General features: G+C 71.4%; 26 protein-coding genes. 14 read left to right on the top strand and 12 right to left on the bottom strand.

All coding sequences use genetic code 11. The features are described from left to right. Positions 1-117: 117 nt before the first annotated feature. The 5 genes from RM445_RS09260 to RM445_RS09275 all read left to right on the top strand — a co-directional run bounded on the left by RM445_RS09260 (position 118) and on the right by RM445_RS09275 (position 4,168). Entirely contained in the window at positions 118-1,920 is a 1,803-nt protein-coding gene (locus RM445_RS09260) for an ABC transporter ATP-binding protein/permease (protein WP_311555717.1), read from the top strand. A 176-nt stretch (positions 1,921-2,096) separates the two neighbouring features. Beyond that, positions 2,097-2,312, top strand: coding sequence for a hypothetical protein (locus tag RM445_RS09265; protein ID WP_311555718.1), 216 nt, complete (start codon positions 2,097-2,099; stop codon positions 2,310-2,312). A 44-nt stretch (positions 2,313-2,356) separates the two neighbouring features. Beyond that, positions 2,357-2,524: a GAF domain-containing protein gene (locus RM445_RS32315; RefSeq protein WP_397469266.1), complete on the top strand. Its 168-nt coding sequence runs from the start codon at positions 2,357-2,359 to the stop codon at positions 2,522-2,524. Next, complete coding sequence (locus tag RM445_RS09270; protein ID WP_311555719.1) at positions 2,505-3,641, top strand: PP2C family protein-serine/threonine phosphatase; 1,137 nt, start codon at positions 2,505-2,507, stop codon at positions 3,639-3,641. The genes RM445_RS32315 and RM445_RS09270 overlap by 20 nt, the downstream gene beginning before the upstream one ends. Before the next feature lie 134 nt (positions 3,642-3,775). Further along, on the top strand, positions 3,776-4,168 hold the full coding sequence (locus RM445_RS09275; protein ID WP_311555720.1) for an ATP-binding protein: 393 nt from the start codon (positions 3,776-3,778) through the stop codon (positions 4,166-4,168). 18 nt (positions 4,169-4,186) lie between these two features. Here RM445_RS09275 and RM445_RS09280 read toward each other — a convergent pair whose 3' ends face one another. From RM445_RS09280 to RM445_RS09300, 5 genes are all read right to left on the bottom strand, one after another. Then, entirely contained in the window at positions 4,187-4,999 is an 813-nt protein-coding gene (locus RM445_RS09280; protein ID WP_311555721.1) for an MBL fold metallo-hydrolase, read from the bottom strand. Positions 5,000-5,003: 4 nt separating this feature from the next. Then, on the bottom strand, positions 5,004-5,903 hold the full coding sequence (locus RM445_RS09285; protein ID WP_311555722.1) for a sensor domain-containing diguanylate cyclase: 900 nt from the start codon (positions 5,901-5,903) through the stop codon (positions 5,004-5,006). 157 nt (positions 5,904-6,060) lie between these two features. Further along, entirely contained in the window at positions 6,061-7,578 is a 1,518-nt protein-coding gene (gene glpK, locus RM445_RS09290) for a glycerol kinase GlpK (protein WP_311555723.1), read from the bottom strand. Positions 7,579-7,642: 64 nt separating this feature from the next. After that, complete coding sequence (locus RM445_RS09295; protein ID WP_311555724.1) at positions 7,643-8,395, bottom strand: MIP/aquaporin family protein; 753 nt, start codon at positions 8,393-8,395, stop codon at positions 7,643-7,645. A 213-nt stretch (positions 8,396-8,608) separates the two neighbouring features. After that, positions 8,609-10,327, bottom strand: a complete 1,719-nt coding sequence (locus tag RM445_RS09300) for a glycerol-3-phosphate dehydrogenase/oxidase (protein ID WP_311555725.1) — start codon at positions 10,325-10,327, stop codon at positions 8,609-8,611. 306 nt (positions 10,328-10,633) lie between these two features. On the opposite strand from RM445_RS09300, the gene RM445_RS09305 reads away from it, so the two are divergent. Genes RM445_RS09305 through RM445_RS09320 form a run of 4 tightly spaced genes read left to right on the top strand, consistent with a single transcriptional unit; the run spans position 10,634 to position 14,983 of the window. Then, entirely contained in the window at positions 10,634-12,463 is a 1,830-nt protein-coding gene (locus tag RM445_RS09305; protein WP_311555726.1) for a glycosyltransferase, read from the top strand. A gap of 26 nt (positions 12,464-12,489) precedes the next feature. Beyond that, a complete protein-coding gene (locus RM445_RS09310) occupies positions 12,490-12,669 on the top strand; it encodes a hypothetical protein (RefSeq protein WP_311555727.1) in 180 nt (59 codons plus the stop codon). Positions 12,670-12,704: 35 nt separating this feature from the next. Beyond that, positions 12,705-13,535 carry a polysaccharide deacetylase family protein gene (locus tag RM445_RS09315; protein WP_311555728.1) on the top strand — a complete coding sequence of 277 codons (831 nt, stop codon included), beginning with the start codon at positions 12,705-12,707 and terminating at the stop codon, positions 13,533-13,535. Continuing rightward, entirely contained in the window at positions 13,532-14,983 is a 1,452-nt protein-coding gene (locus RM445_RS09320; RefSeq protein ID WP_311555729.1) for a hypothetical protein, read from the top strand. The genes RM445_RS09315 and RM445_RS09320 overlap by 4 nt, the downstream gene beginning before the upstream one ends. Positions 14,984-14,991: 8 nt before the next feature. Here RM445_RS09320 and RM445_RS09325 read toward each other — a convergent pair whose 3' ends face one another. From RM445_RS09325 to RM445_RS09350, 6 genes are all read right to left on the bottom strand, one after another. After that, positions 14,992-15,204 carry a hypothetical protein gene (locus RM445_RS09325; protein WP_311555730.1) on the bottom strand — a complete coding sequence of 71 codons (213 nt, stop codon included), beginning with the start codon at positions 15,202-15,204 and terminating at the stop codon, positions 14,992-14,994. A 21-nt stretch (positions 15,205-15,225) separates the two neighbouring features. Next, positions 15,226-15,783 carry a maleylpyruvate isomerase family mycothiol-dependent enzyme gene (locus tag RM445_RS09330; protein ID WP_311555731.1) on the bottom strand — a complete coding sequence of 186 codons (558 nt, stop codon included), beginning with the start codon at positions 15,781-15,783 and terminating at the stop codon, positions 15,226-15,228. 20 nt (positions 15,784-15,803) lie between these two features. Further along, the gene (locus tag RM445_RS09335; RefSeq protein ID WP_311555732.1) at positions 15,804-16,349 is read right to left on the bottom strand and encodes an AAA family ATPase; all 546 of its coding nucleotides are present in this window, start codon (positions 16,347-16,349) and stop codon (positions 15,804-15,806) included. Positions 16,350-16,353: 4 nt separating this feature from the next. Further along, complete coding sequence (locus RM445_RS09340; protein ID WP_311555733.1) at positions 16,354-18,600, bottom strand: beta-glucosidase; 2,247 nt, start codon at positions 18,598-18,600, stop codon at positions 16,354-16,356. A gap of 78 nt (positions 18,601-18,678) precedes the next feature. After that, positions 18,679-18,915, bottom strand: a complete 237-nt coding sequence (locus RM445_RS09345; protein WP_311555734.1) for a hypothetical protein — start codon at positions 18,913-18,915, stop codon at positions 18,679-18,681. A 95-nt stretch (positions 18,916-19,010) separates the two neighbouring features. Continuing rightward, positions 19,011-19,244 carry a helix-hairpin-helix domain-containing protein gene (locus RM445_RS09350; protein WP_311555735.1) on the bottom strand — a complete coding sequence of 78 codons (234 nt, stop codon included), beginning with the start codon at positions 19,242-19,244 and terminating at the stop codon, positions 19,011-19,013. Positions 19,245-19,290: 46 nt separating this feature from the next. Between RM445_RS09350 and RM445_RS09355 the strand changes: the two genes are divergently transcribed. Then, positions 19,291-19,554 carry a DUF1801 domain-containing protein gene (locus RM445_RS09355; RefSeq protein ID WP_311555736.1) on the top strand — a complete coding sequence of 88 codons (264 nt, stop codon included), beginning with the start codon at positions 19,291-19,293 and terminating at the stop codon, positions 19,552-19,554. 4 nt (positions 19,555-19,558) lie between these two features. On the opposite strand, the gene RM445_RS09360 is transcribed toward RM445_RS09355, so the two are convergent. Further along, positions 19,559-20,539 carry an LLM class F420-dependent oxidoreductase gene (locus tag RM445_RS09360; protein WP_311555737.1) on the bottom strand — a complete coding sequence of 327 codons (981 nt, stop codon included), beginning with the start codon at positions 20,537-20,539 and terminating at the stop codon, positions 19,559-19,561. Between the two features lie 106 nt (positions 20,540-20,645). Here RM445_RS09360 and RM445_RS09365 point away from each other — a divergent pair, with 106 nt between their 5' ends. The 4 genes from RM445_RS09365 to RM445_RS09380 form a co-directional block, all read left to right on the top strand. Beyond that, positions 20,646-21,428, top strand: coding sequence for a methyltransferase domain-containing protein (locus tag RM445_RS09365; protein ID WP_311555738.1), 783 nt, complete (start codon positions 20,646-20,648; stop codon positions 21,426-21,428). A gap of 613 nt (positions 21,429-22,041) precedes the next feature. Continuing rightward, positions 22,042-22,575, top strand: coding sequence for a putative immunity protein (locus RM445_RS09370; protein WP_311555739.1), 534 nt, complete (start codon positions 22,042-22,044; stop codon positions 22,573-22,575). A gap of 48 nt (positions 22,576-22,623) precedes the next feature. Then, positions 22,624-22,869 (top strand): hypothetical protein, encoded by a 246-nt coding sequence (locus tag RM445_RS09375; RefSeq protein WP_311555740.1) that lies wholly within the window; start codon positions 22,624-22,626, stop codon positions 22,867-22,869. A gap of 145 nt (positions 22,870-23,014) precedes the next feature. Then, on the top strand, positions 23,015-23,785 hold a 771-nt coding region (locus RM445_RS09380), incomplete at its 3' end, for an IS701 family transposase (protein ID WP_311555765.1).

A 23,785-nucleotide genomic window follows, 5' to 3' on the forward strand; every position in this document is an offset into this window, starting at 1 on the left:
TGAAGGCAGGGCCCGGACGTGCGCGCCGTCGGCCGGTGGTGCGCACGCTCCCGGTGGCCGGAAGCGGTCTCGCTAGGCTGCGCGCTCCGACCGCAGGAACCGTAGGGGGATGCCGCAGTGACTGTGGACTGGTCGACCGAGTGGTTCACGAGCCTCGTCTGGATCGTCGGCGTCACGCTCGCCGCTCTGGTCGGCTGCGTGATCGCCGTGGCGATGCTCACCAGGTTCACCGTGTGGGGGCGTCAGTTCCGCCGTCTGTCGTTCCCCTTCTTCTCCCCACGGGGGCCGGAGGGGTGGCGGCCGCTCCTGAACGCGTTCGCCGTACTGCTGTTCGTGATCATCGCGGTCCGCGTGCAGGTCGTGAACTCCTACATCACCAACGGCCTCTACACCGCGCTGCAGGAGCTCGACGCGCCCACCTTCGGGCGCTACATCCTGATCTTCACCGTGCTGTCGGTCGCCGCCCTCGCCCAGACACTGCTCGCCTTCTACCTGCAGCAGAGGCTGGTCATCCGCTGGCGGGTGTGGCTCAACAACCACGTGGTGGGCGACTGGCTCGACGGCCGCGCCTATCACCGGGGCCGCTACACCCGCTCGTCGGTCGACAACCCCGACCAGCGCATCCAGGAGGACGTCGCCTCCATGCCCGCGGTCTCGATGTCGCTGGCCACCGGCGCCGTCGGATCGCTCGTGGCCCTGGTGTCCTTCACGCTGATCCTCTGGCAGCTGTCAGGGCCGCTCGTCCTCGGCGGGGTCGAGATCCCGCGCGGCATGGTCTTCGCGGCCTACCTGTACGTGATCATCGCGACGGTGTTCGCGTTCCGGATCGGGCGCCCGCTCATCGGGCTGAACTTCCGCAACGAGCTCCTCAACGCCTCGTTCCGCTACTCGCTCGTCCGCCTGCGCGACAACTCGGAGGGCATCGCATTCCACCGCGGCGAGGGCGTGGAGCGCGGGGTGCTCAACACGCGCTTCGCCGCCGTGATCGACAACGCCTGGGCGATCGTGTTCCGGAGCCTCAAGTTCCAGGGCTTCAACGTGATCGTGAGCCAGTTCTCGCAGATCATCCCGCTCCTGATCCAGGCCCCGCGGTACTTCGCGGGCCAGCTCACCCTGGGCGACGTCCAGCAGACCGCCTCCGCCTTCGGCCAGGTGCACGACGCGCTGTCGTTCTTCCGCCTCGCGTACGACGACTTCGCGAGCTACCGCGCCGTGCTCATCCGCCTCACCGGCCTGCTCGACGCCGACGCGGACGCCCGCGCGCTGCCGTCCGTGGCCATCGAGGAGGGCGACGGCCTCGAGGTCCGCGACCTGACGGTCCGGCTGCCCGACGACGGCGTCCTCGTCGACGACCTCGACCTGCGGCTGACGGCCGGCGACGCGCTGCTGGTCGCCGGTCCGTCGGGCAGCGGCAAGACCACCCTGCTCCGCAGCTTCGCCGACCTGTGGCCCTACGCCGACGGGACGGTCCGCCGTCCGCTCGGCGACGACGCGCTGTTCCTGTCGCAGCAGCCCTACGTCCCGCTCGGCGACCTGCGCACCGCCCTGGCCTACCCCGGGCCGGTGACCGGCGTCGACGACGACCGGGCCGCTGCCGTGCTGCGCCAGGTACAGCTGCCCCACCTCGTCGACCGGCTCGACGAGGAGACCGACTGGAGCCGCCGCCTGTCGCCCGGCGAGCAGCAGCGCCTCGGCTTCGCCCGCCTCCTGCTCGTCCGCCCCAAGGTGGCGTTCCTCGACGAGGCCACCTCGGCGCTGGACGAGGGCATGGAACACGCCCTCTACACGCTCCTGCGCGAGGAGCTGCCCGACACCGTGATCGTCAGCGTCGGGCACCGCAGCACGCTCAACCAGTTCCACGCCGAGCGCCTGGAGCTGCTCGGGCAGGGCCGCTGGCAGGTCGCGACGCTCAGCCACTGATCGCCCCGCCACCCGTCGCTGCGGCGGACCCGCAGTCGATCACTCCCCGGCGGCACGACGTCGCGCGCGCTCAAGAGTTACCGTGTCAGGCAGACGCGACCCCGGCATCCCCCACCGCCGATCCACGTCCTCCGAGACGGAGGACCGTGGCCCTCAGTCGCGGTGTGGCCGGAGGGGTGAGCGCGGTTCACGTGGTGACGGCCGGGTCCGACCAGTCGGCGGCGGACGCCGTGCGGTGCGCGCTGCTCAGCGATCCGGCCCGCGTGCAGGCTCTCGCCGAGTCGGGACTCACGGCGGTCGCCGACGAGCAGATGCAGGCCCTGGCCGAGCGGGTCTTCCCGGGCATGGTGGGCCTACAGAGCCGTGGGCGTCGACCCGCTCCACCCCGCTGACCCACTCGTTCTGCCAGTACGTCGTCGCCTCGGCCGAGCCGCTGATCGTCACCGACGCCCGTGAGCATCCGCTGCTCCGCGACAACCGTGCCGTTCACGACCTCGGCGTCGTCGCCTACGTCGGGATGCCACTCACCGACGAGAACGGCACCGTCCTCGGGTCGCTGTGCGCCATCGACACGTGCCGCGGGAGTGGACCGACGACGAGCTGACCGCCCTGGCCGATCTCGCCGGCGCCTGCTCCACCGAGCTGCGGCTGCGGCTGGTGCGGTACTGCCCGGCGACCCCACTCCCCTGTTCGCGGCCACCGTCGCCGAGGCGGAGCGCCGGGTCGTCACCTACCCGGACCGCCTGCGCTTCGACGCCGACCACCCCGGGTCCGACCGGGCCTGGCTGCGCGACCGCGGCCTGCACGCTCTCGTCGCGGCTCCGCTGCTGCACGACGACGGCCCTCTGGGCACGTTGCTGCTGGGCTGGGACGCACCGCACCCGCTGGAGCCGTCGGACCAGCTGACGGTGACCACCCTCGCCGGCTTCGCGGGCCAGGCACTGGACCGGGCGCTGCGCCTGCAGTATCGGACCGGGGTCGCCTACCAGCTGCAGCACGCGATGCTCACCAGCCTGCCCGACGTGCCGGGGCTCGAGATGGCGGCGCGCTACCGCCCGGCCGACTCCCGCGAGTACGTCGGCGGCGACTGGTACGACGCCGCGTTCATCCCCGATCCGCAGCGGCCCGGCGACGAGATCATCGCGGTCTGCGTCGGCGACGTCGTCGGCCACACGCTGCAGGCAGCCACCCTCATGGGCCAGGTCCGGGCCATGCTGCGGCAGGCCGCGTGGGACCACCCGGGTGAACCGCCGTCGCACGCCCTGACGGCGCTCGAACTGGCCACCACCGGGCTCGGGCTCCCGGCCGCGGGTACCGCGGTGCTGGCCCACCTGCGCCGGATCGCGACCGGGCAGTGGTCGATGACCTGGTCGAACGCCGGTCACCCACCGCCGGTGCTGCTCTGTCCGGACGGCACGACGGTGCTGCTCGAGGACCACGACATCCTCTTCGGCTACCCCTCCTTACGATCAGGTCCTCGATGTGATCATCATCACCTCCTGGATCCCGGCTCCACGCTGTTCTTCTACACCGACGGTCTCGTCGAACGCCGCGGCGACGACGTCGACGACCTCGACGACCACATCGACCGGCTGCGACTCCTGCTGGCCGAACTCCCCGACCGATCACCTGCGGAGATGGTCGACGCGGCCGTCGAGGTGCTCGGGCTCGACGCGCAGGACGACGTCGTTGCGTTCGCGGTCCGGCTCTCCACGCCCTGATGTCACGCTCCGTTACCGGGGATGCCCTCATTTCCCGTTCGTGTGGTGCTGGTTCGATCCGGGTAGTAGGGGGAGTTCGGCTGCACGATCGCCATCGGAGCGGCCTGGGGGCACAGGGAGGTGGCGTCGGGGCGATGGTCGACACCGCGTGTCCGCCACGGTCGATGACCTCGAGCCACGAGCCGGTGGCCACGGTGGCCGGGCAGATCCGGCGCCGGTTGCGCACGCTGCTCGCCGGCTGGGGACTGTCCGACGACACCGTCGACGACGCGCTCCTGGTGGTCGAGGAGCTCGTCGCCAACGTGCTCGACCACGCGCGCACCCGGTTCCAGCTGATCGTCCGGCTCAGCGGCTCCGTGCTGCGCCTCGCCGTGCACGACGGCGACCCGGGATCCCCGCAGATCCGCCCGTTCGACCCGCATGCCGGCCGGGGCCGCGGGCTGCAGCTCGTGTCGACGCTGGCCGCGCGCTGGGGGTGCGACGCCGATCCGGCGGGCAAGACCGTCTGGGCCGAACTGCCGGCCTGACCGCGGGCATGCCGGGCCTCAGGGCCGCACGCCCCGCAGCCGCTCGACGTAGCGCGCCGCCGAACGATGCACCGCCGCGGCGCCGTCGTCGAGCACCACGTGCCCCCACCACCCGCCGTACACCCGGTCGAACCGGAACCGGCCGATCCGTCGCGCGATCCCGGTGACCGTCTCGGCGTCCAGCGGGATGAGGTTCGGGAAGCTCCACATGAAGCTGACCCACCCGCGGTCCTCGACGACCATGATCGTGTCGCCGGTCAGCAACGCGCCCCGCCCCTGCGCTCCCTCCGGCCAGTGCAGCACGCAGGCGCCGTCGAAGTGCCCGCCGATCCGGGCCACGGTCAGCCCCGGCACCGGCTCGATCTCGTCGTCGAACAGCTCGATGCGCGACGAGTTCCGGGGGATCCACTGCTCGTCCGCCCGCGGCAGGAACACCGGTGCGTCGAACGCCGCGGCGAACTCGAGGTGCGCGGCGTAGAAGTGCGGGTGCGACAGGCAGATCGCGCTCAGGCCGCCGAGCTCGTCGATCGCGCGCCGGGCCTGCTCGTCGAGCAGCGGGACACAGTCCCAGAGCACGTTGCCCGCCGCCGTCCGCACCAGCAGGGCCCGCTGGCCGATCCCGAACGCCGGCGTGACCCCGATCCCGGTGAGGCCGGGCTCCTCGGTCCGGATCTCGGTGCGGTGGTCACTCCCGAGCTCGGCCGTGTGCGTCCAGCGCTGCCCCTCTGCGGGTACGGCCTCCCGTTCGTCCTCGCAGATCGGGCACGACGCCGGCGGTGCGGCGGTGTCGGGGTACTGCACGCCGCAGCGCACACAGACCCAGGCGGGCACGTCGTCATCCCCCGGTTCCGTCGCGGGGCACGGGCACCGCCCGCCTGCGCTTCCTCTCGTACATGCGCCGGTCCGCCTCGCGGAGCAGCAGGGCGGTGTCCGTGTGGTCCGTCGGGCAGCACCCCACGGCGGCGGAGAGCGTGATCGTCGCACCGTCGACGACGAACGGCTCCGCGGCAGCCGTCCGCAGGCGCTCGGCGATGGAGTCGGCGTGGTGGGGCTCGGTGTCTTCACAGAGGACCGCGAACTCGTCTCCCCCGAGCCGGGCCGCGACGTCGCCGGCGCGCAGCAGCGCGACGATCCGGGCTGCGAGCTGGGTGAGAACGACGTCGCCCACGGCGTGCCCGAACCGGTCGTTCACCTCCTTGAACCCGTCGAGGTCGAGGTAGAACAGGTGCCCGGACCGAATCGGCCGGCTCCGCCCGCCCAGCACCTCGCGCATCCGCTCCGTGAACAGGGTGCGGTTGGCCAGGCCGGTCAACGGGTCGTGCAGCGCACGGTGGCTGAGCTCCGCCTCCAAGCGCTTACGGTCGCTGACGTCCTCGATGTGCATGATCAGATGTGCCGGGTGGCCGGCGGTCCCGGGCACCCGCGACGTGCTCACCGACACCCAGATGATCCGCTCGTCGGCGAGCACGAACCGACACTCGTGGCGCAGGATCCGTACGTCGTCGGCCTGCATGCGCACGCAGTTGCGCCGGGCGTCGTCGAGGTCGTCGGGGTGGGTCACGTCGAAGAACGTCCGGCCGACCAACTCGGCGGGATCGCGGTCGAGCAGGCGGCCCATCGCCGCGTTGCACAGGGTGACGACGCCCTGGGGCGTGAGCACGGCGATGCCGATGGGCGCGTTGTCGAACGCGCTGAGCAGGTCCTGCTCCGAGACCCCCGCCCCGTATCGCTGCACCGTGTCCTCCGGTTCCGGCCCGCGCCTGGCGGGATCACCAGGAGCGCAAGCGCTGCCGGAACCCGCGCGGCAATGATGCCGGTACGACCGTCGGCCGATCTCGACGGCACCGTCGGCGGGCCGGGATCCCGGCCCGCCGACGGGCACGCTTCTCGGCTCAGTCGTCCTCGTCGACCCAGTCGAAGGTCTTGGTGACGGCCTTCTTCCACTTGCGGTAGTACTTCTCGCGCTGGGCGTCGTCCATGTTGGGCTCCCAGCGCTTGTCCTCCGCCCAGTTCGCGCGGATGTCGTCCTCGCCCTGCCAGAACCCGACGGCCAGGCCCGCGGCGTACGCGGCACCGAGGGCGGTGGTCTCCGCGACCACCGGCCGGATCACCGGGACGCCGAGGATGTCGGCCTGGAACTGCATCAGGGTCTCGTTCTGGACCATGCCGCCGTCGACCTTCAGCGCGGTGAGGTCCACGCCCGAGTCGGCGTTCATCGCGTCGAGCAGCTCCTTGCTCTGGAAGGCCGTGGCCTCCAGCACCGCGCGGGCGAGGTGGCCCTTGTTGACGTAGCGGGTGAGGCCGACGATCGCGCCGCGGGCGTCGCCGCGCCAGTACGGGGCGAAGAGGCCCGAGAACGCCGGCACGAAGTACGCGCCGCCGTTGTCCTCGACGGTCTTGGCCAGCGTCTCGATCTCCGGCGCCGAGCCGATGAGCCCGATGTTGTCGCGGACCCACTGCACCAGGGACCCGGTCACCGCGACCGCGCCCTCCAGGGCGTACACGGTCGGCTGGTCACCGATCTTGTAGCAGACGGTGGTGAGCAGGCCGTTCTTGCTCGGTACCTTCTGCGTGCCGGTGTTGATCAGCATGAAGTTGCCGGTGCCGTAGGTGTTCTTGGCCTCGCCCACCGCCAGACACGCCTGGCCGAACGTCGCCGCCTGCTGGTCGCCCAGGATCCCGGCGATCGGCACGCCGTGCAGCGTGCCGCGCTCGCGGACCTCGCCGTACACCTCCGAGCTCGACCGGATCTCGGGCAGCATCGACACCGGAATGCCCATCTCACCCGCGATGCCCTCGTCCCACGACAGCGAGTCGAGGTCCATGAGCATCGTGCGCGAGGCGTTGGTCGGGTCGGTGATGTGCAGGCCGCCGTCGACGCCGCCGGTCATGTTCCAGATGAGCCAGGTGTCCATGTTGCCGAACGCGAGGTCGCCCGCCTCGGCCTTCTCCCGGGCGCCGTCGACGTTGTCGAGGACCCAGCGGATCTTCGGACCCGAGAAGTAGGTGGCCAGGGGCAGCCCGACCTTGTCCTTGTACCGGTCGGCCCCGCCGCCCAGGTCACCGAGCTGCTTGGCGATCGCGTCGGTGCGGGTGTCCTGCCAGACGATGGCGTTGTACACCGGCTCGCCGGTCGTCCTGTCCCAGACCAGCGCGGTCTCGCGCTGGTTGGTGATCCCGACGGCGACGATGTCCGAGGCACTGAGGTCGCCCTTGGCCAACGCACCGGCCGTCACCGACCGGGTGTTGTCCCAGATCTCCTTGGCGTTGTGCTCGACCCAGCCCGCCCGCGGGAAGATCTGCTCGTGCTCCTTCTGGTCGGACACGACGACCCGGCCGGCCTGGTTGAAGATCATGCACCGGGTGGACGTCGTGCCCTGGTCGATCGCGGCCACGTACTGTTCGCTCATCTGGTTTCTCCTGATCGGTGATGCCGGGTCTCGTGCGCGGGGACGGTGCAGGTGCGGCGGCCCGTCACGAGGCCGCGGCCTTGATCGTGTCGATCAGTGACTGGGCCCCGATGGCCTTGAACAGCAGGGTGGCGACGATCGAGCCGACGATCGGCCCGGCGACCGGCACCCAGGCGTAACCCCAGTCCGACGATCCCTTGCCCTTGATCGGCAGGATTGCGTGCGCGATCCGCGGAGCGAGGTCACGGGCCGGGTTGATGGCGTACCCGGTGGGACCACCGAGCGAGTTGCCGATGCCGACGACGACCAGCGCCACGAACAGTGGGCCGAGCTGCGTCGGGGTGCCGCCGGAGATGAGGATGAGGAAGATCAGCACGAAGGTGCCGATCGCCTCGGTGGCGAGGTTCCAACCGGCCGAACGGATGGCCGGCGCGGTGGAGAAGACCGCGAGCTTGGCCCCCGCGTCCTCCTCCAGGTCGAAGTGCTGCTTGAAGGCGACCCAGGCGAGCACGGCGCCGATGAAGGCACCCAGGAACTCGCCGAGGAAGTAGAAGATCGCCTGTCCGCCGGTGATCCCACCCATGATCAGTTGGGACACCGTCACGGCCGGGTTCAGGTGCGCGCCGGTCGGGAAGGCGACGTACACACCGGCGAAGACGCCGAGGCCCCAGCCGAAGTTGATGAGCAGCCAGCCGCCGCCGAACCCCTTGCTGTCGCGCAGGATCGCGGTGGCGACGACGCCGCAGCCGAGCAGCAGCAACATTGCCGTGCCCAGCGTCTCGTAGAGGAAGATCTGACCGTTCGTGAGCGTGTTCACGCGAGCCTCCGTGCCACAGTGCGCAGTGGAAGATCAACAAAGTCGTGCATTACCCGACAGGGCACACGCGAACTCAGGAGAGACCCGTACGGGACTCACCCGACCAGGGAGTCTTTCGTCGACACGTCGACGGGCATCGGTAATGCCCGGCGGGCAGGCGATGCGGCGCCGCCGCAGGGGTGGCCTGCGGCGGGCCGTTCTGTCAGGTGGTGCTCACCCGGCTCCGACCCGGACCTCGGGGGCCCCGAGCCGTGCGGAGTCGGCCGTTCTGTCGTCGAGCTGGGCCTGCGAGTCGCGTTCGGCGGCGACCCGCGCCCGGTAGTGCTCGACCTCGCGCTCGATCGTCGCCTCGTCCCAGCCCAGGACCGGTGCGACGATGTCGGCGACCTCGCGGGCGACGTCGACACCGCGGTCCCAGGTGTCGATCGACACCCGCAACCGGCGGGCCAGCAGGTCGTCGAGGTGCAGCGCGCCCTCGTGCGAGGCGCCGTAGTAGGCCTCGACCTTGAGGTAGCGCGGGGCGTGCTCCAGGGGCTCGCCCAGCTCGGGGTGCTCGGCCACGATGTCGAGCACCTCGCGGACCGCCGACCCGTACCGGCCCAACAGATGGTCGATCCGCTCGACAGGGAGCCCCGAGCGGGCGGCCAGCGCCTCCTTGGTGTTGACCAGTGCCTTGTAGCCCTCGGCACCGACCAGAGGGACGTCGTCGGTCAGGCAGGGCCCCACCGGCTTGTCGAGGGCCTTCGCGGCGAGGTCGACGCCGTCCTTGGCCATCACCCGGTACGTCGTGTACTTCCCGCCCGCCACGATCACCAGACCGGGGACCGGGCTGATGCACGCGTGCTCTCGCGAGAGCTTGCTGGTCTCGTCGGACTCCCCGGCGAGCAGCGGCCGCAGGCCCGCGTAGACACCGACGACGTCGTCGCGGGTGAGCGGCTTCGCGAGCAGGGCGTTGACGTGGGCGAGGATGTAGTCGATGTCCGCGCTGCTCGCGGCGGGGTGGGCCAGGTCGAGGTCCCACTTCGTGTCCGTCGTGCCGATCACCCAGAAGTCGGGGCTCCACGGGCACGGGATGACGAAGAGCAGGCTCTTCTCGGTCTCGGTGATCAGACCGGTGTCGGAGTCGATCCGGTCGCGCGGGACGACGATGTGCACGCCCTTCGACGCGCGCACCCGGAACTGTCCCTTGCCGCCGATCATCTCCTGGATCTCGTCGGTCCAGACCCCCGCCGCGTTGATGGTGGCCTTCGCGCGGATCCGAATCTCCTCGCCCGACTCGAGATCGCGGGCGACCGCGCCGACGACCTTGTCGCCGTCGCGGATGAAGGACGTGACCCTCGTGCTCGTGGCGACGGCCGCGCCGTACTCCGCCGCGGTCCGCGCGATCGCCATCGTGTGGCGGGCGTCGTCGAGCTGCCCCTCGTAGAAGGCGATGCCACCCTTGATCGCGCCGGGCTTGCCCGACCGGAACGAGCGCAGCGTCGCCTTCTTCGACAGGTGCCGCAGGTGGCTGGGCACGCCGCGACCCGCGCCGAGGACGTCGTACACACCGACGCCCGTGCCGACCCAGGCGCGGTCGACGAGGGTCTTCTCCAGCGGGTAGATGAACTCCACCGGTCGCGCGAGGTGCGGGCACAGCTTCTCGAGGATGAGCTTGCGCTCCCGCAGCGCCTCGAACACGAGCGCGAAGTTCAGCTGCTTGAGGTACCGCAGTCCGCCGTGCACCAGCTTGGACGACCGGCTCGACGTCCCCGAGGCGAAGTCGCGGGCCTCGACCAGCCCGACCTTGAGGCCCCGGCTCGCGGCGTCGAGCGCGGCGCCGGCACCCACGACCCCGGCGCCGATCACCAGGACGTCGAACTGCTCCTCGCCCAGGCGCCGAAGTGCAGCTGCCCGGTATTCCGGGCCGAGCGCAACAGCGGTGATCGCCATCGATCATCTCCTCAGTCGAAGTAGTGAGCAACGTAACGCCGCCGGGCAAGGGCAACAACCGTTGACGTTCGACATTGCCGAACAACCCGAAGTCGGCGTAGGTGCATCCATGTGACCAGGTCTCCCCAGGCCGGCCACACGAAGCGCCGAGGTTGCGAGCAGGGCTATCACAAGGCTGTAACGGGCTGTTCGTCACGTTCGATCAGCCGTTTGTGGGTGATCGCATCAGCCGAACGAGCGATTGACGACCTCGTGATCACCCACGGTGACAACGCACGGCAGTCGACACATCGAGAACGGGCGGGGATGACCGGTACAGCGCTCGGGGCACCGCGCACCGACCGTGCGCTGCCCAGGGGACGGCATGCCCGGGTCGAGCACCGACCACGAGCGGCCAAGGTCGTCGTCGTCGGCCAGGGCCGGGCCGGTGTGCAGGTGGCGTTGCGCGCCGTCCGCGCCGGCTACCTCGTCATCGGTCTGGACCGTGACGTGCGGCGGATCGGCCGGCTCGCGCACGGGCGGTCCGGCGTCGACGCGGCCACCGACACCGCACTGGTCGCGGCGCTGCGCGGCGGCGACTACGTGCCGACGGGCGACCGCCGGCTCGCCGAGGGCTTCGACACCGCGCTGATCGCCGCGACGGACGAGCCCGCCGCCGCACCGCAGATGGTGGCCGCCGTGGCGGCGTACGCCCGCCCGGGCGCGACCGTGATCGTCGAGACTCCCCCGGGGCCACACGTGGACCTCCGGGCGCTGGCGACCGTGCTGCAGACCGCGCAGAGCCCGTCGGCAGGCCGCGGCGTCGCACTGGCCATCGCCTCGGTACTCGCGCCCCGGCCCGGCTACGGCGGCGCCGACCGCTCCGTCCGCGCCCTCGACCCGCAGTCCACCGCGGCGACGACGGCGTTCTACCGCCGGCTGGCCGCGCCCCTCCCGCCTGCCGCCGCCCCGCCCGTCATGGACCCGGCGACGGAGGCCCTCCGGATCCCGGAACCCTCGACGCAGCGCCTCCCCCGGGTCGCACCGGCGCCCGCACCGGTCGTGCCCGCGCAGCGGGGGCCCCGTGACGCGGAGCCGGAGGCGCGGCCCACCGTCTCGACGGTCACGGTGATCGTGCCCGCGTACAACGAGGAAGAGGGCATCGCCTCGACGATCGAAGGCCTGCTCGGCCAGGAGTCGCCCGACTGGCTGCAGATCACCGCCGTCGTGGTCGTGGTCAACAACAGCACCGACCGCACCGCCGAGATCGCCCGCCGCTACCCCGTGACCGTGCTCGAGATGCTCTACAACAAGCACAAGAAGTCGGGCGCGATGAACCACGGCTGGCAGACGCACGGGCGCGCCAGCGACTTCGTGCTGACGATGGACGCCGACACCGTGCTGCTGCCCGACACCGTCGAGAAGATGGCCAAGGAGCTGATCGACAACCCGAAGCTGGGTGCGGTGTGCGCGCGGTACTGGGCGAAGGAGGGGCGCGGGCTGGTCCGCCGCCTGCAGCGCCTGGAGTACGCGCGGTACGACGACCTGCGCGAGCTGCGCGGGTGGAAGGTGAACGTCGCCAGCGGCGCGGCCGCGATGTACCGGCGGGTCGCGCTGCAGGACGTCGTCGAGCTGCGGGGCAGGCCCGAGCCGTGGGACAACGAGTCGCTGATCGAGGACTACGCCCTCACCCTCGACCTCAAGTCGCGGGGTTGGCGGGTCGGCGCGGCCCGCGAGGCACACGTCTACACCGAGCCGCCCACCCGGTTCCGCGACCTGTGGACGCAGCGGCTGCGGTGGGGGCGCGGCGGCATGGACGAGTGCCTCAAGCGCGGCTGGATCCCCTCCACGCGCCGCGACATCTTCGCCTACTTCCTGTTCTCGCTGAGCGTGCTCTGCCGCCTCCTGTGGATCTTCATGCTGGCCCTGATGCTGATCTACGCGGTGCCGATGCGGTACGCGCTCATCGGGCTCATCCCCGTCGCCGTGATGTGGGCGGAGCGCGTCACGTCGGCGTGGCGCGTGCGCGGCCGGACCGCCGGCGACATGGCGCTTGTGGCCGTCCTCGTCGTGGAGGACCTGTACGGGTTCTTCCTCGAACTCTGCGCCGTCGCGGCCGCGGCGAAGTGCCTGCGCAACAAGCGCCAGGCCTGGTGACCGGAACTGATCAAGGGGAGGACAAGGTGTACGCGGAGAACACGGCATTCCTGAGCAGTGGAGCCGCAGGCGGCAGCACCGCAGCTGCGGTGGCAGCCGCGTCGGGCATCAACGTCATCGCCACGATCCTCGTGGTCGTGACGGTGCTGTTCACCGCGCTCCTGCTCGTCCGCCTGGCCCGCCGCGGACTGCGCGCCGTCCGTTGAGCCGCGGAGCGACTCCACGCCCGCCGACGAACGGGATGAAGCGGCGGCGGCGGATCGTGCTCGCCGTCCTCGTGCTCTTCGCTGCCGCGACGGTCGGGGCCGGTGCGTTCTTCGTGGACGCCGTCCGGTCGCGGGAAGCCGAGCGCGCGGCGCTGGCCGCGGCTCTGCCACCGGCCGCCGTGCCGGTGGCGCAACCACGCCAGGCCACCGGGCCCCTCGTCGCCCTCACCTTCGACGACGGCCCGTCGCCGCAGCGGACGGGATACGTGCTCGAAGTGCTGAAGCAGAAGGGTGTCACCGCCACGTTCTTCCTGCAGGGCGATCACGCGGCGCGGCACCCTGACCTCGTCAAGCGGATCCGCGACGAGGGACACGTGATCGGCAACCACTCCTTCACCCACCCCACCTTCCCCGAGCTGACGCCGGACCAGGCACGGGAGGAGATCACGCGGACGAGCGAGGTCCTCACCGAGATCACCGGCACGGCGCCGACGCTGTTCCGCTACCCCCACGGCGAGTCGTCCGCGGCGGCGGACGAGGTGCTCGCGCAGGAGAGGCTCAGCCCCGGTGTCCTGTGGCACTGGGACTCCAACCTCGCGGGCGACTTCGAGTGCCCCGGCGCGGCGAAGGTGCGCGACTACGTCGTGGCCGAGGCCGTCGACCAGGCGGCGATCCTCCTGCACGACGCCGGCGACACCGTCGACTGCCCGATCGAGCAGTGGGACTACCTGCCGCAGGCGATCGACGCCCTCAAGGCCAAGGGATTCGACTTCGGCGTGGTCGAGCTCGCCGACAGGCCGTCCGCGGTCAACCAGGGGTCGTCGATCCGTGTGGCGGTGCCCCGCACGGGTCCGGGTGCTGCGTGAGACGGGCGACCGTCGTGCTGGCCGCTCTTGCCGCGCTCCTGACCGGCGCGTGCCAGGCAGCGCAGCCGACCGCCGCCCCCGACTTCGCGGGAGCCGGCAACGGGCTGGTCTCGGCCGCCGTGCCGATGGAGACCGGAGGGAGTGCCTGGCGCAGCGCGATCCAGGCGCCGCACTTCCAGACCGATCGCGACGTCGGCGCGGCGGGGGTCGCGAACGGCCTGCTGGCCCTGGCCGACGTCACTGACGACCGGCAGGAGCGCGACACCTACCTCGCCGCAGCGCGGCAGGCCGCCGACTTCCTCGTCGGCGCCCAGGACGGCGCGCCCGGGCGCTGGCCGGACTACCGCGACCCGGACGGGACCGCGGTGATGGCCTACACCTCGTTCGACGACGGCGCCGCGGGCATCGCGGACCTGCTGTGGACGATGGGGGAACGCACCGGTGACGAGCGCTACCGGAACGCCGCCCTGGCCGGTATGGACTGGGTCGTCAGCCGCGCCGAGGGCCCAGGCGACGACCAGGGGGACGACGTCGACTGCCCGGAGATGTGCCGCTGGGCGTGGAGCGACGACGGCGAGCTGTCGTACCGCAACGGGATGGGCGAGGGGCAGGCCGGGATCGTCTACGCCCTGAGCGTCTTCGCCGAGCGCACGGGCGACGCGCGGTACGCCGAGTACGCGCGCGGCGGCGCGGCGTACCTGGAGAGCGTGCTCGACGACGACGGCGGCATGCCCGAGTCGGACACCGAGGACGCGCGCAACACCGGCTACCTGTCGGGGGCGGCCGGCGCGGCGTACGCGTTCCTGCGGATGTACGTCAGCACCGGCGACGCGCACTGGCTCGACGTCGCCCGGCGCCCGCTCGCCTTCCTCGACGACACGGCCACGCCGGCCGGCGACGGCGTGAACTGGCCGATCATGGTCGACGCCGGCGGGGAGGAGGCCGATCCCAACCGGGCGACCGGGATGGAGGAGGGCGCCGCCGGGATCGGGTGGGTCTACCTGCAGGCCCACGCCATCACCGGTGACGCGCGCCAGCTCGACCGCGCCCGTGCCGCCGGGCGGTGGCTGACGGCGGTCGCGCTGCCGGAGGAGGGCGGCCGCACGTGGGCGGAGTTCGAGGGCAGCGACCGCGTCCACTCCGCGCTCAACAGCGGGGTCGCGGGCACCGGCTGGTACCTGCACGACCTCGGCCTGGTCACCGGCGACGACACCTTCGTGCATGCCGCGCAGGACGCGCAGAAGTGGCTGGTCGCCACGGCCGTGAAGGCGGAGACGGGGTGGTCCTGGCACGGCACCCGCGTCGACGGCGAGTGGACCCTGGCGGACGAGCCGTCGTGGCACTGGGGGGCGGCGGGCGTCCTCGGCTTCCTGGCCCGGATGGACGGGTGGCCGGTCGACAGCCCCGGCATGCAGCCGTCACTGGTGCCGTTGCAGCCGGTCGGCTGACGGCGCCGTCACATGTTCCGGGCGAGCAGACCGAGGGCCGCGCGCACGTCGTCCGGCGCGGTCAGTACCTCGTCGAGGGGCACGCGGCCGCTGAGCCCGTCGAGCAGTAGCAGCGGGTCGGCCGGAACGGGCGCCGCGGCGTTCCGCTCCCCCGGAACCACCTCGACGTCCGCACCCTGCACGGACACGCTCAGCACCTGCTCGCCCACGTCCAGCGTCACCGCGAACTCCCGGTCGACCGCTCAGGCCACCCGGGCCGCGACCAGCAGCACGTAGGCCACCACCGGCAACTGCTCGGGGATGGCCGGCGCCGAGCGGCCCAGCGGCTCCGTGACGTCCCGCTCGTGGACGACCGCGTCGAACAGGGCGTGCAGCACCATCCGCGGCCACACCTGCAGGCCGACGGGCGTGCCCACCAGCACGTCCGCGCCGAGCGCACCGCCCGCCTCGACCACCGCGCCGGTGCTCTGCACGTAGGCCGCCAGCGTCTCCTCCGGATCCGCCGCGGGCGCCTCCGCGAGCCACTCCGACGGGGTCGTCCTCGGGTCGAACCGACGCGCCCGGTGGTAGCGCTCGCCGACCCGGGCCGCCGCGGCGACGCCGACGACCATCTCGTTCATCTGCGCGACGTGCCGGACGACGTCGTGCACCGACCAGCCCGGGCACCGGCTCGGCCGCGCCCACTCGTCGAGCGGCACGCCGCCCACGACCTCGAGCTGACGCTCCCGGACCACGCGGTTGACCCGGGGCACGTCCTGGTCGAAGGCGAAGCGGACCTGCTGCTCGCGGAACGTCGCCACGCCGCTCACCCTGGCACGGGTCACAGGCGGTCGAGAAGAGCGCGGTAGGTCTGCTCGGCGTCGCCGGGCACCGGTACGACGCGGCGCGCACCGGGCCGGTCGGCGAGTACGCCGTGCAGCCGGCGGTGCAGCTCCGACACTACGTCGAGGCCGCCGGCCCGGTCGAGCATCAGGTGCGCGTCGCGCTGGACCGGCGACAGCGGGCCGGCCGCGCGCTCGGCCAGGCGCGCGGCCGCGACGTCGGGTTCCTCGACCAGCACGACCTCGACGAACTCCACCCCGAGCTCGGCGGCCAAGGCCTCAAGCTCGCCGATGAACCCGGGCCGGCCCAGGAACTGCGGCACGACGACGTCGTGCCCCTCCCCCAACACGAGCCGGGCCATCGACAGCGCCAGCCGCCGCGCCAGCAGCCCGGCGTCGTGAGGCATGTCCATCCAGGCACCGAGCAGCCCCCGCACGACGTCGATGTCGAGGCAGAGCGCCAGGGGCCGGTCCGCGACGTACCGGGCCGCGAGGGTCGACTTGCCGCTGCCCGGGAGCCCGTTGATCAGCAGCAGGCGCGGCACCCCTTCAGTGTGCGTGCCGGCGTTCGACCAGCTTGTCGAGGGTGTCGTGGTCGATGCTCATCCCCTCGAACGCGGCGAGGGTCGACATGGGCATGGTGCCGATCACCGACACCAGCTCCGCGTCGCGGGTCGGGTCGTGCTGCCCGGCGGCGACCGCCTCCTTGATCAGCGCCAGCCCCTGCTCGTCGGCCATCCACTCGTGCAGGGTCGAGTCGGCGGTCAGCGGCGGGGCGATCGACGGCGCGTCGACCGCGACCGTGCGCGTGAGCGGCAGGTCACGCGAGTGCCGCCCGACCTCGATCGAGAAGTCGCCGGCCTCCACCACCCACTTCCCGAGCAGCTCGGACCAGAACGAGAACGCCCGCTGGTCCAGGTCGACGGCGACCTGTCGGGACTCCCCCGGCTCCAGCGCGACCTTGGCGAAGCCCTTCAACTCCCGCACGGGCCGGGCGACCGAGGCCTCGACGTCGCGGACGTAGACCTGCACGACCTCGGCGCCGGCCACCGGCCCGATGTTGGAGACCGTGACCGTCACCCGCGCGGCCAGGTCGCCCGCAGCGACAGATCCCGACACCGCGACGTCCAGGTCGGACGTCGCGAACGTGGTGTAGGACAGGCCGAAGCCGAACGGGAACGCGACGTCGGTGTGGGTGGCGTCGTAGCCGCGGTAGCCGATGAACAGGCCCTCGCCGTAGCGGACGACGCGGGAGTCGCCGGGGAAGTTCAGGTACGACGAGTTGTCCTCCAGCCGGTGCGGCACCGACTCGGCGAGCCGGCCGGAGGGGTTGACCTTCCCGGACAGCACGTCGGCGATCGCACCCCCGGCGGCCTGCCCACCCAGCCACGCCTCGATCACCCCGCGGGCGTGCGGGAGGACCTCGCCCAGCTCGACCGTCGAGCCGTTGACCAGCGCGACCACGACCTTCCGGTTCGCGGCCCCGACCGCGTGCAGGGCGGCGATCTGGTTGGCGGGCAGCTTCATGTGGGTGCGGTCGAAGCCCTCCGACTCGTCGGCGCCGGGCAGGCCGATCAGCATCACCACGGTGTCCGCGGCCGCCGCGACGTCGACGGCCTCGGCGCGCAGTGCCTCGTCTGCGCTCGTATCGCCGATCCCGTAACCGGCCGCGAACGTCACGTCGCCGAACGCCGCGCGCAGCTCGTCGAGAGCGTTCTCCACCTTCGTCGGGTTGACCTGCGAGCTGCCCGCGCCCTGGAACCGCGGGGTCCGGGCGAACTCGCCGATCACGGCGATCCGGCTCCCCGACGCCAGCGGCAGGATCCGGTCGTCGTTCTTCAGCAGCACCACCGACTCCGCCGCTGCGGCCCGGGCCAGGGCGTGATTGCGCTCGGCGTCGAACTCCTCGTCGAGGTCGAGCACGCCCATGCCCTTGTCCACCAGTTCGAGGACCGCGCGGGCCCGCGCGTCGAGAACCTGCTCGTCGAGCTCACCGGCCCGGACGGCGGCGACGACCTGGTCCGGGCTGCGCGGCAGGTTCGGCGGCATCTCCAGATCGAGGCCTGCCCGGGCGGCGGGAACCCGGTGGTAGACCGCACCCCAATCGGACACCACCAGCCCGGCGAACCCGAACTCCTCCCGCAGCACCGTGGTGAGCAGCCACGGGTTCTCCGACGCCGACAGTCCGTTGACCTTGTTGTAGGAGCACATGATCGTCCACGGTTGGCATGTCTTCACGATCCGCTCGAACGCCGGCAGGTAGATCTCCCGCAGCGTCCGCTCGTCGACCTGCGTGTCGACGCGCAAGCGGTCGGTCTCCTGGTTGTTGGCCGCGTAGTGCTTGACCGAGGTGCCCACCCCGCGCGACTGGATGCCCTCGACGATCCCCACGCCCAGCTCACCGGCCAGGTAGGGGTCTTCGGAGAAGTACTCGAAGTTTCGCCCGCACAGCGGCGAGCGCTTCATGTTGATCCCGGGGCCCAGGATCACCGACAGGTTCGCCGCTCGCGCCTCCTGCGCGAGCGCCTCGCCGACCCGGCGCAGCAGATCCGAGTTCCACGTCGAGGCGATCGCCGACGCCGTCGGGAAGCACGTCGCGGGCAGGCTGCCGCCGAGCCCGACGTGATCGCCCTCCCCCGGCTGCGCCCGCAACCCGTGCGGCCCGTCCGACACCATGATCTTCGGGATGCCGAGCCGCTCGACCGGCGCGGTGTACCAGAACGAGGAACCCGACGTCAGCGACGCCTTCTCCTCCAGGGTCAGCTCGGAGAGCAGGGCGTCGACGTCGAGGCTCATGCGGGCGGCACCTTTCCTTCTGGGGATCGCACCCAGGTCCTTACCACTGCGCACGGGGCTCGGCAGGAAATGTCCCGTTCAGCGGGGCAGGGAACTCAGGCCCACGACGACCTGCCCGGTGTCCCAGAGGCAGATCAGGAAGGCGCGCTGGGTCGCCTGGTCCGCGCCGTCGACGACGAGCACGGTGTCGCCATCGCGACCTGGCGAGGACGAGACGTCGAACCGGGTGCACAGGCGCGTGAGGACGGCGGCGGCGACCGGGCCTGCCACGACGACCTCGCAGCGCATCGGCGTGGCCGGGTCGTCGCGGGTCATGCGGCCGAGCGTGACGCCCGCCGGGGTGCGACGGCATCACCCGCCCACAGGTACACCCGGGGTGCACCTCCCCGCGAGGTGGTGCTCACGTGTCGTCAGCCAGGCGGACGGACGCGGAAGTCCAGGCCCCTCGCCGTCAGCTCCTCGCCGAGGATCCGGATCGCCTTCGGCCCGACGCCATGGATCTTCAGTAGCTCGGCGGCGGTGGCGGTGGTGAGGTGTTCGTAGGTGGTGTAGCCGTGGACAGCCAGCGCGCGGCGGGCGGGCCTGCCCGCCGCGGGAGTCAGCTGGGAACGCGCCAGCGGATCGGCGTCGGATTCGTCGGTCATCGGGCTTCCTGGTTCGCGTCCGGCAGTGGGCATACGGTGACCGATCGTGTCAGCTCCGAAGACCCGTCCCACCGACGCCGACGGGCGTGAGCTGGACTGGCCCGTCACCGGCTTCTCCCCCCGCAAGACCGCGACGACGATCTACCTCATGGACGGCTTCGAGGAACGCCTCGACCTCCTCGCGCGACTCGGCCCGCATTCGACCGGGAAGTCGTGCCTCTACCTGAAGCGGCTCTCCGACGTCGATCTCGACGTCCTCACGGCGCTGATCGCCGAGCCGGAACGACACATGACCGGCGAGTCCGGGTAGCCGGTCAGCGGATCAGCTTGCCGAGCATCTCGCCCACCATCGTGACCACGCCCGGCTCGTGGCCGTTCGCGACACAGTTGACGATCAGCCCGTCGACACCCGGGTCGAGGATCCGCCGCTGAAGGTCGGCAGCCACGTCGTCCGGGGTGCCTGCGAACTGGCGTGCGGTGGCGGCCTGGTACTCCTCGTCCGACATCGCGTCCGGGTTCGCACCGACCTTGCGCAGGTATTCGCGCTGGAGTTGGCGAGCCTTGTCGCCGTCCTCATCCACCAGCAGGAACACGAGCGAACTGGTCTCGATGGTCGAGCGGTCCCGGCCGGCCTCGGCGCAACGCTGGTCGAGCGCCTCCAACTTGCGGGGCAGGTCCGCGGGGTCGCAGATGATGTTCAGGTGGTCCGCGTAGCGCGCGGCGAGCCCGAACGTCTTCTTCTCCCCGCCACCGCCGAGCATGATCGGCAGGTCGTCGCGGATCCGCGGCTCGTTGATGGCGTCCTCGACGTGGTACCACGCACCGTCCACGCTCGGGCGCCGCCCGCGCAGCATCGGCTCGATGATCTGCAGCGACTCGTCGAGCCGGGCGAACCGCTCGGTGAACGTGCCGAACTCGAACCCGAGATGCTTGTGCTCCAGCTCGAACCAGCCGGCGCCGATCCCCAGCACCGCCCGGCCGCCGCTGACGACGTCGAGCGTGGTCACCGCCTTGGCCAGCAGGGTCGGCTGGCGATAGGTGTTGCCGGTGACCAGGGTCGAGAGCTGGACGCGCTCGGTCGCCGTGGCCAGCGCACCCAGCGCCGTGTAGGCCTCGAGCATCGGCTCGTCCGGCCGGCCGAGTCCGGGCAGCTGATAGAAGTGGTCCATCACGAACACGGCGTCGAACGCCGACGCCTCCGCCTCGCGCGCCTGTGCGATCACGGTCGGGAACAGGTCGGCGACCGAGCCGCCGTAGGTGAAGTTCGGGATCTGGTAGCCCAGACGAATGCCCATGCGTCGCAGGCTACGCAGCCGAGGCGGGCCCGTGTCGATCTTCCAGGCGTAACGGGATCCGGACGGGCCGCGACTCTGCGGGCACGGCCCGACACAGGAGGTCGGCATGTCGATGCTGCAGTTCGACGAAGACGCTGCTCGCCACATCCGGCGCGTCTACTCCACTCCCGACGTCGTGCAGCAGCGCGCGGAGGTTCTCGCACTCCTCGCCGCCCGGCCGGACGAGCGCGTCCTCGACGTCGGATCGGGGCCCGGCTTCCTCGTGGCCTCGCTGGCCGACGCCGTCGGGCCCGGCGGCGCGGTCCGCGGGCTCGACCAGAGCGCGCCGATGAACGCCGCCGCCCGGGACCTGATCAAGGACAGGTCGTGGGCCGGCATCGACGACGGCGATGCCCTGACGTTGCCGTACCCCGACGCCGCCTTCGACGCCGTCGTGTCGACCCAGGTCTACGAGTACGTCGCGGACATCCCCCGAGCCTTCACGGAACTGCGCCGCGTACTGCGGACGAGCGGACGGGCCGTCGTCCTGGACACCGACTGGGACTCCGTCGTGTGGCACGTCGCCGATCGGGAGCGCCATCGGCGAGTGATGGCCGCATGGGAGGAGCACCTCGTCCATGCCCATCTGCCCGCCGCGCTGCCCGGAGCGTTCCGTCGGGCCGGTTTCCGGGTGACCGGGCGGCACCTGATCCCCCTGTTCAATCCGACGTACGAGCAGAACACCTACAGCGCGCTGACCATCGAGACGATCGCGCGGTTCGTGGCCGGTCGGCAGGGACTGACGGAAGCGGTCGTCGAGGCATGGATGACCGACCTGCGGGAGCGCGGGGCGGACGACAGCTACCTGTTCAGCATCAACCGGTACTGCTTCGTCGCGGTCGCCGAGTAGCCGGCGCACTCTCGATCGGGTGCAACGCCGCCGGTCCGGTTCCACCGGCCCGCGCAAGTGATCATTCATAGAGCCTGGAGTCGTCGGCCCGGACGGCACCGTGTACCGCCGCTAGAGCTTTCTGATCTACACGAACCGTCAGCAGGTCTAGCGGGCGCAGACAGGCAATCCGGTCATACTGCGGACTCCGAGCGCGCCGGTACTGCATCCCTGGGCACTTGTTCGTCCCGTGCGCGGATGACTCGTCCGAGGAGAAGGGCAACCGGCGTCGCGCCGACCAACCAGAGCGCGCCACCGACCAGGATCCATGTGGAGACGCTCATGTCGACACGCTCCTTCCTCTGGGCTGTCTCGAAGTCGTAGAAATCCTGACGTCGAACTAAGTCGCGGTCTGCGGCGCGCGGTACGCCTGAACGCGCAGTTGGACACAGAAGCGTGGCGAGCCGGACCTGCTCGGGTGAATCGGGGAACGCCGGCATCCCCGGCGAGTCCCAGCCGAGGGTGTGCCCTGACGGTCGTGCAGGTCGCAGGGGCACACTGCGGGGAGTCGTTCCGACGCCCGCAGCAGGGAGTGCAGGCCATGATCCTCTCTACGGTCCGGGACCCTCGCTTCGTGACGATCCGCCGCGGGGGAACTCTCACCGATACGGATCACCGTCTCCTCGCTCTATGGGCTGCATCGTGTGCAGAGCACGTCCTCGGCCTGTTCGAGTCGGCCCGGGGTCGCGTCCCGGCCCGGCCAGGAGACCCGCGACCGCGCCAGGCGATCGAGCACGCCCGGGCCTGGGTGCGTGGCGAGGTCAAGATGATGCAGACCCGCGCGGCGGGCGGCCACGCGATGGGGGCGGCCAGGGACCTGCAGGGGGCAGCACGGCATGCCGCGTACGCCGCCGGCCAGGCCGGGGCCGTCGCCCATGTCGCCGCGCACGAGCTCGGCGCGGCCGCGTACGCGATCAAGGCTGCACGTGCAGCGGCACCGGAAGGGCTGAGGGAGGCCGCAGGGCGCCTCGAGTGCCAGTGGCAGCGCGATCAGCTCCCCGAGTCGATCCGCGAGCTCGTACTTGACGACCAGAGGCTGCGCAACGAGATCTGCTGGTCGGTGTTCGAGGCTTCTGGGGACGAGAACGGTCCCCAAGCGGTCCGTTGACCTTCCCGAGCCGCCCCGCTTGCGCAGTGCTGACCGTATCCTCGTCGCATGAGCGAGCAGCCGGTCAGCGTCTCGGCCGACGACCTGCACGCACCCAGTGAGCAGGCCGCGGCCTGGGAGCAGGCCGTCCGCCGGGCCGAGGGCGGAGAGACTGTGGCGGTGCTCGCCCGCGGCCGTCATGTCGCCGACGTCGTGCCGTCCGGCGAGATCGAGCGGCTGCGCGAGACGATCGAGGTGCTCTCCGACAACGACCTGTTGCGCGACATGCATGCCGGCCTAGTACTCCAGCCGTAAGTCGTGATCTTGCTGGTGGGGTGGCCCGGAACGCGGCGCGGCCACCGCGTGATCATCGTCCGTTGTGTCGACATCAGAAGATCAAGCGGTGGCCGCGGGCCACAGCGTAGGACCAGGGCGGTGGGACGCCGAGGCCGACCGGCTGCTGGGTCGGATGGCTGGGCGGTTCGGCCGGGTCGAGACCCGGCGGCGGGTTCGTGGGTTCGTGCTGGGGTTGCTGGCCGATCTACCGCGGAAGAACTGCTGGACCATCGCCGAGCACGCTGGAGACCCCGATCCGCACGGCATGCAGTACCTGCTGGCTCGGGCAAGCTGGGACACCGACGGAGTGCGTGAGGATCTGCGCGACTACGTCGTCGGTGCGCTTGGCGACACCGACGCGGTGCTGGTAGTCGACGAGACCGGCGATCTGAAGAAGGGCGCCGCGACGGTCGGTGTCCAACGGCAGTACACCGGCACGGCCGGGCGGATCGAGAACGCCCAGGTCGCGGTCTACCTGACCTACGCCAGCAGCCGCGGGCACGCGATGATCGACCGCGAGCTCTACCTCCCGAAGTGCTGGATCGACGACCCCGACCGACTGGTCGATGCCGGAGTGCCCGACGAGGTCGACTTCGCAACCAAGCCCGCGCTGGCCACCGGCATGCTCACCCGCGCCCTGCGCGCGGGCACCCCAGCCCGGTGGGTGACCGGCGACGAGGTCTACGGCAACGATCCGGGCCTGCGCGTCGAGTGCGAGGTGCAGCAGATCGGCTACGTGCTGGCCATCGGCTGCGACCGCCACGTCCGCACCTCAGCCGGTCCGATCCGCGCCGACGCTCTGGTCGCCAGCTTGCCCCGCTGGGCATGGCAGCAACTCTCCGCCGGCGCGGGTGCGAAGGGAGAGCGCTACTACGACTGGGCCTGGATCACCCTG

The organism is Pseudonocardia charpentierae (genome assembly GCF_031845345.1).
GTDB lineage: Bacteria > Actinomycetota > Actinomycetes > Mycobacteriales > Pseudonocardiaceae > Pseudonocardia > Pseudonocardia charpentierae.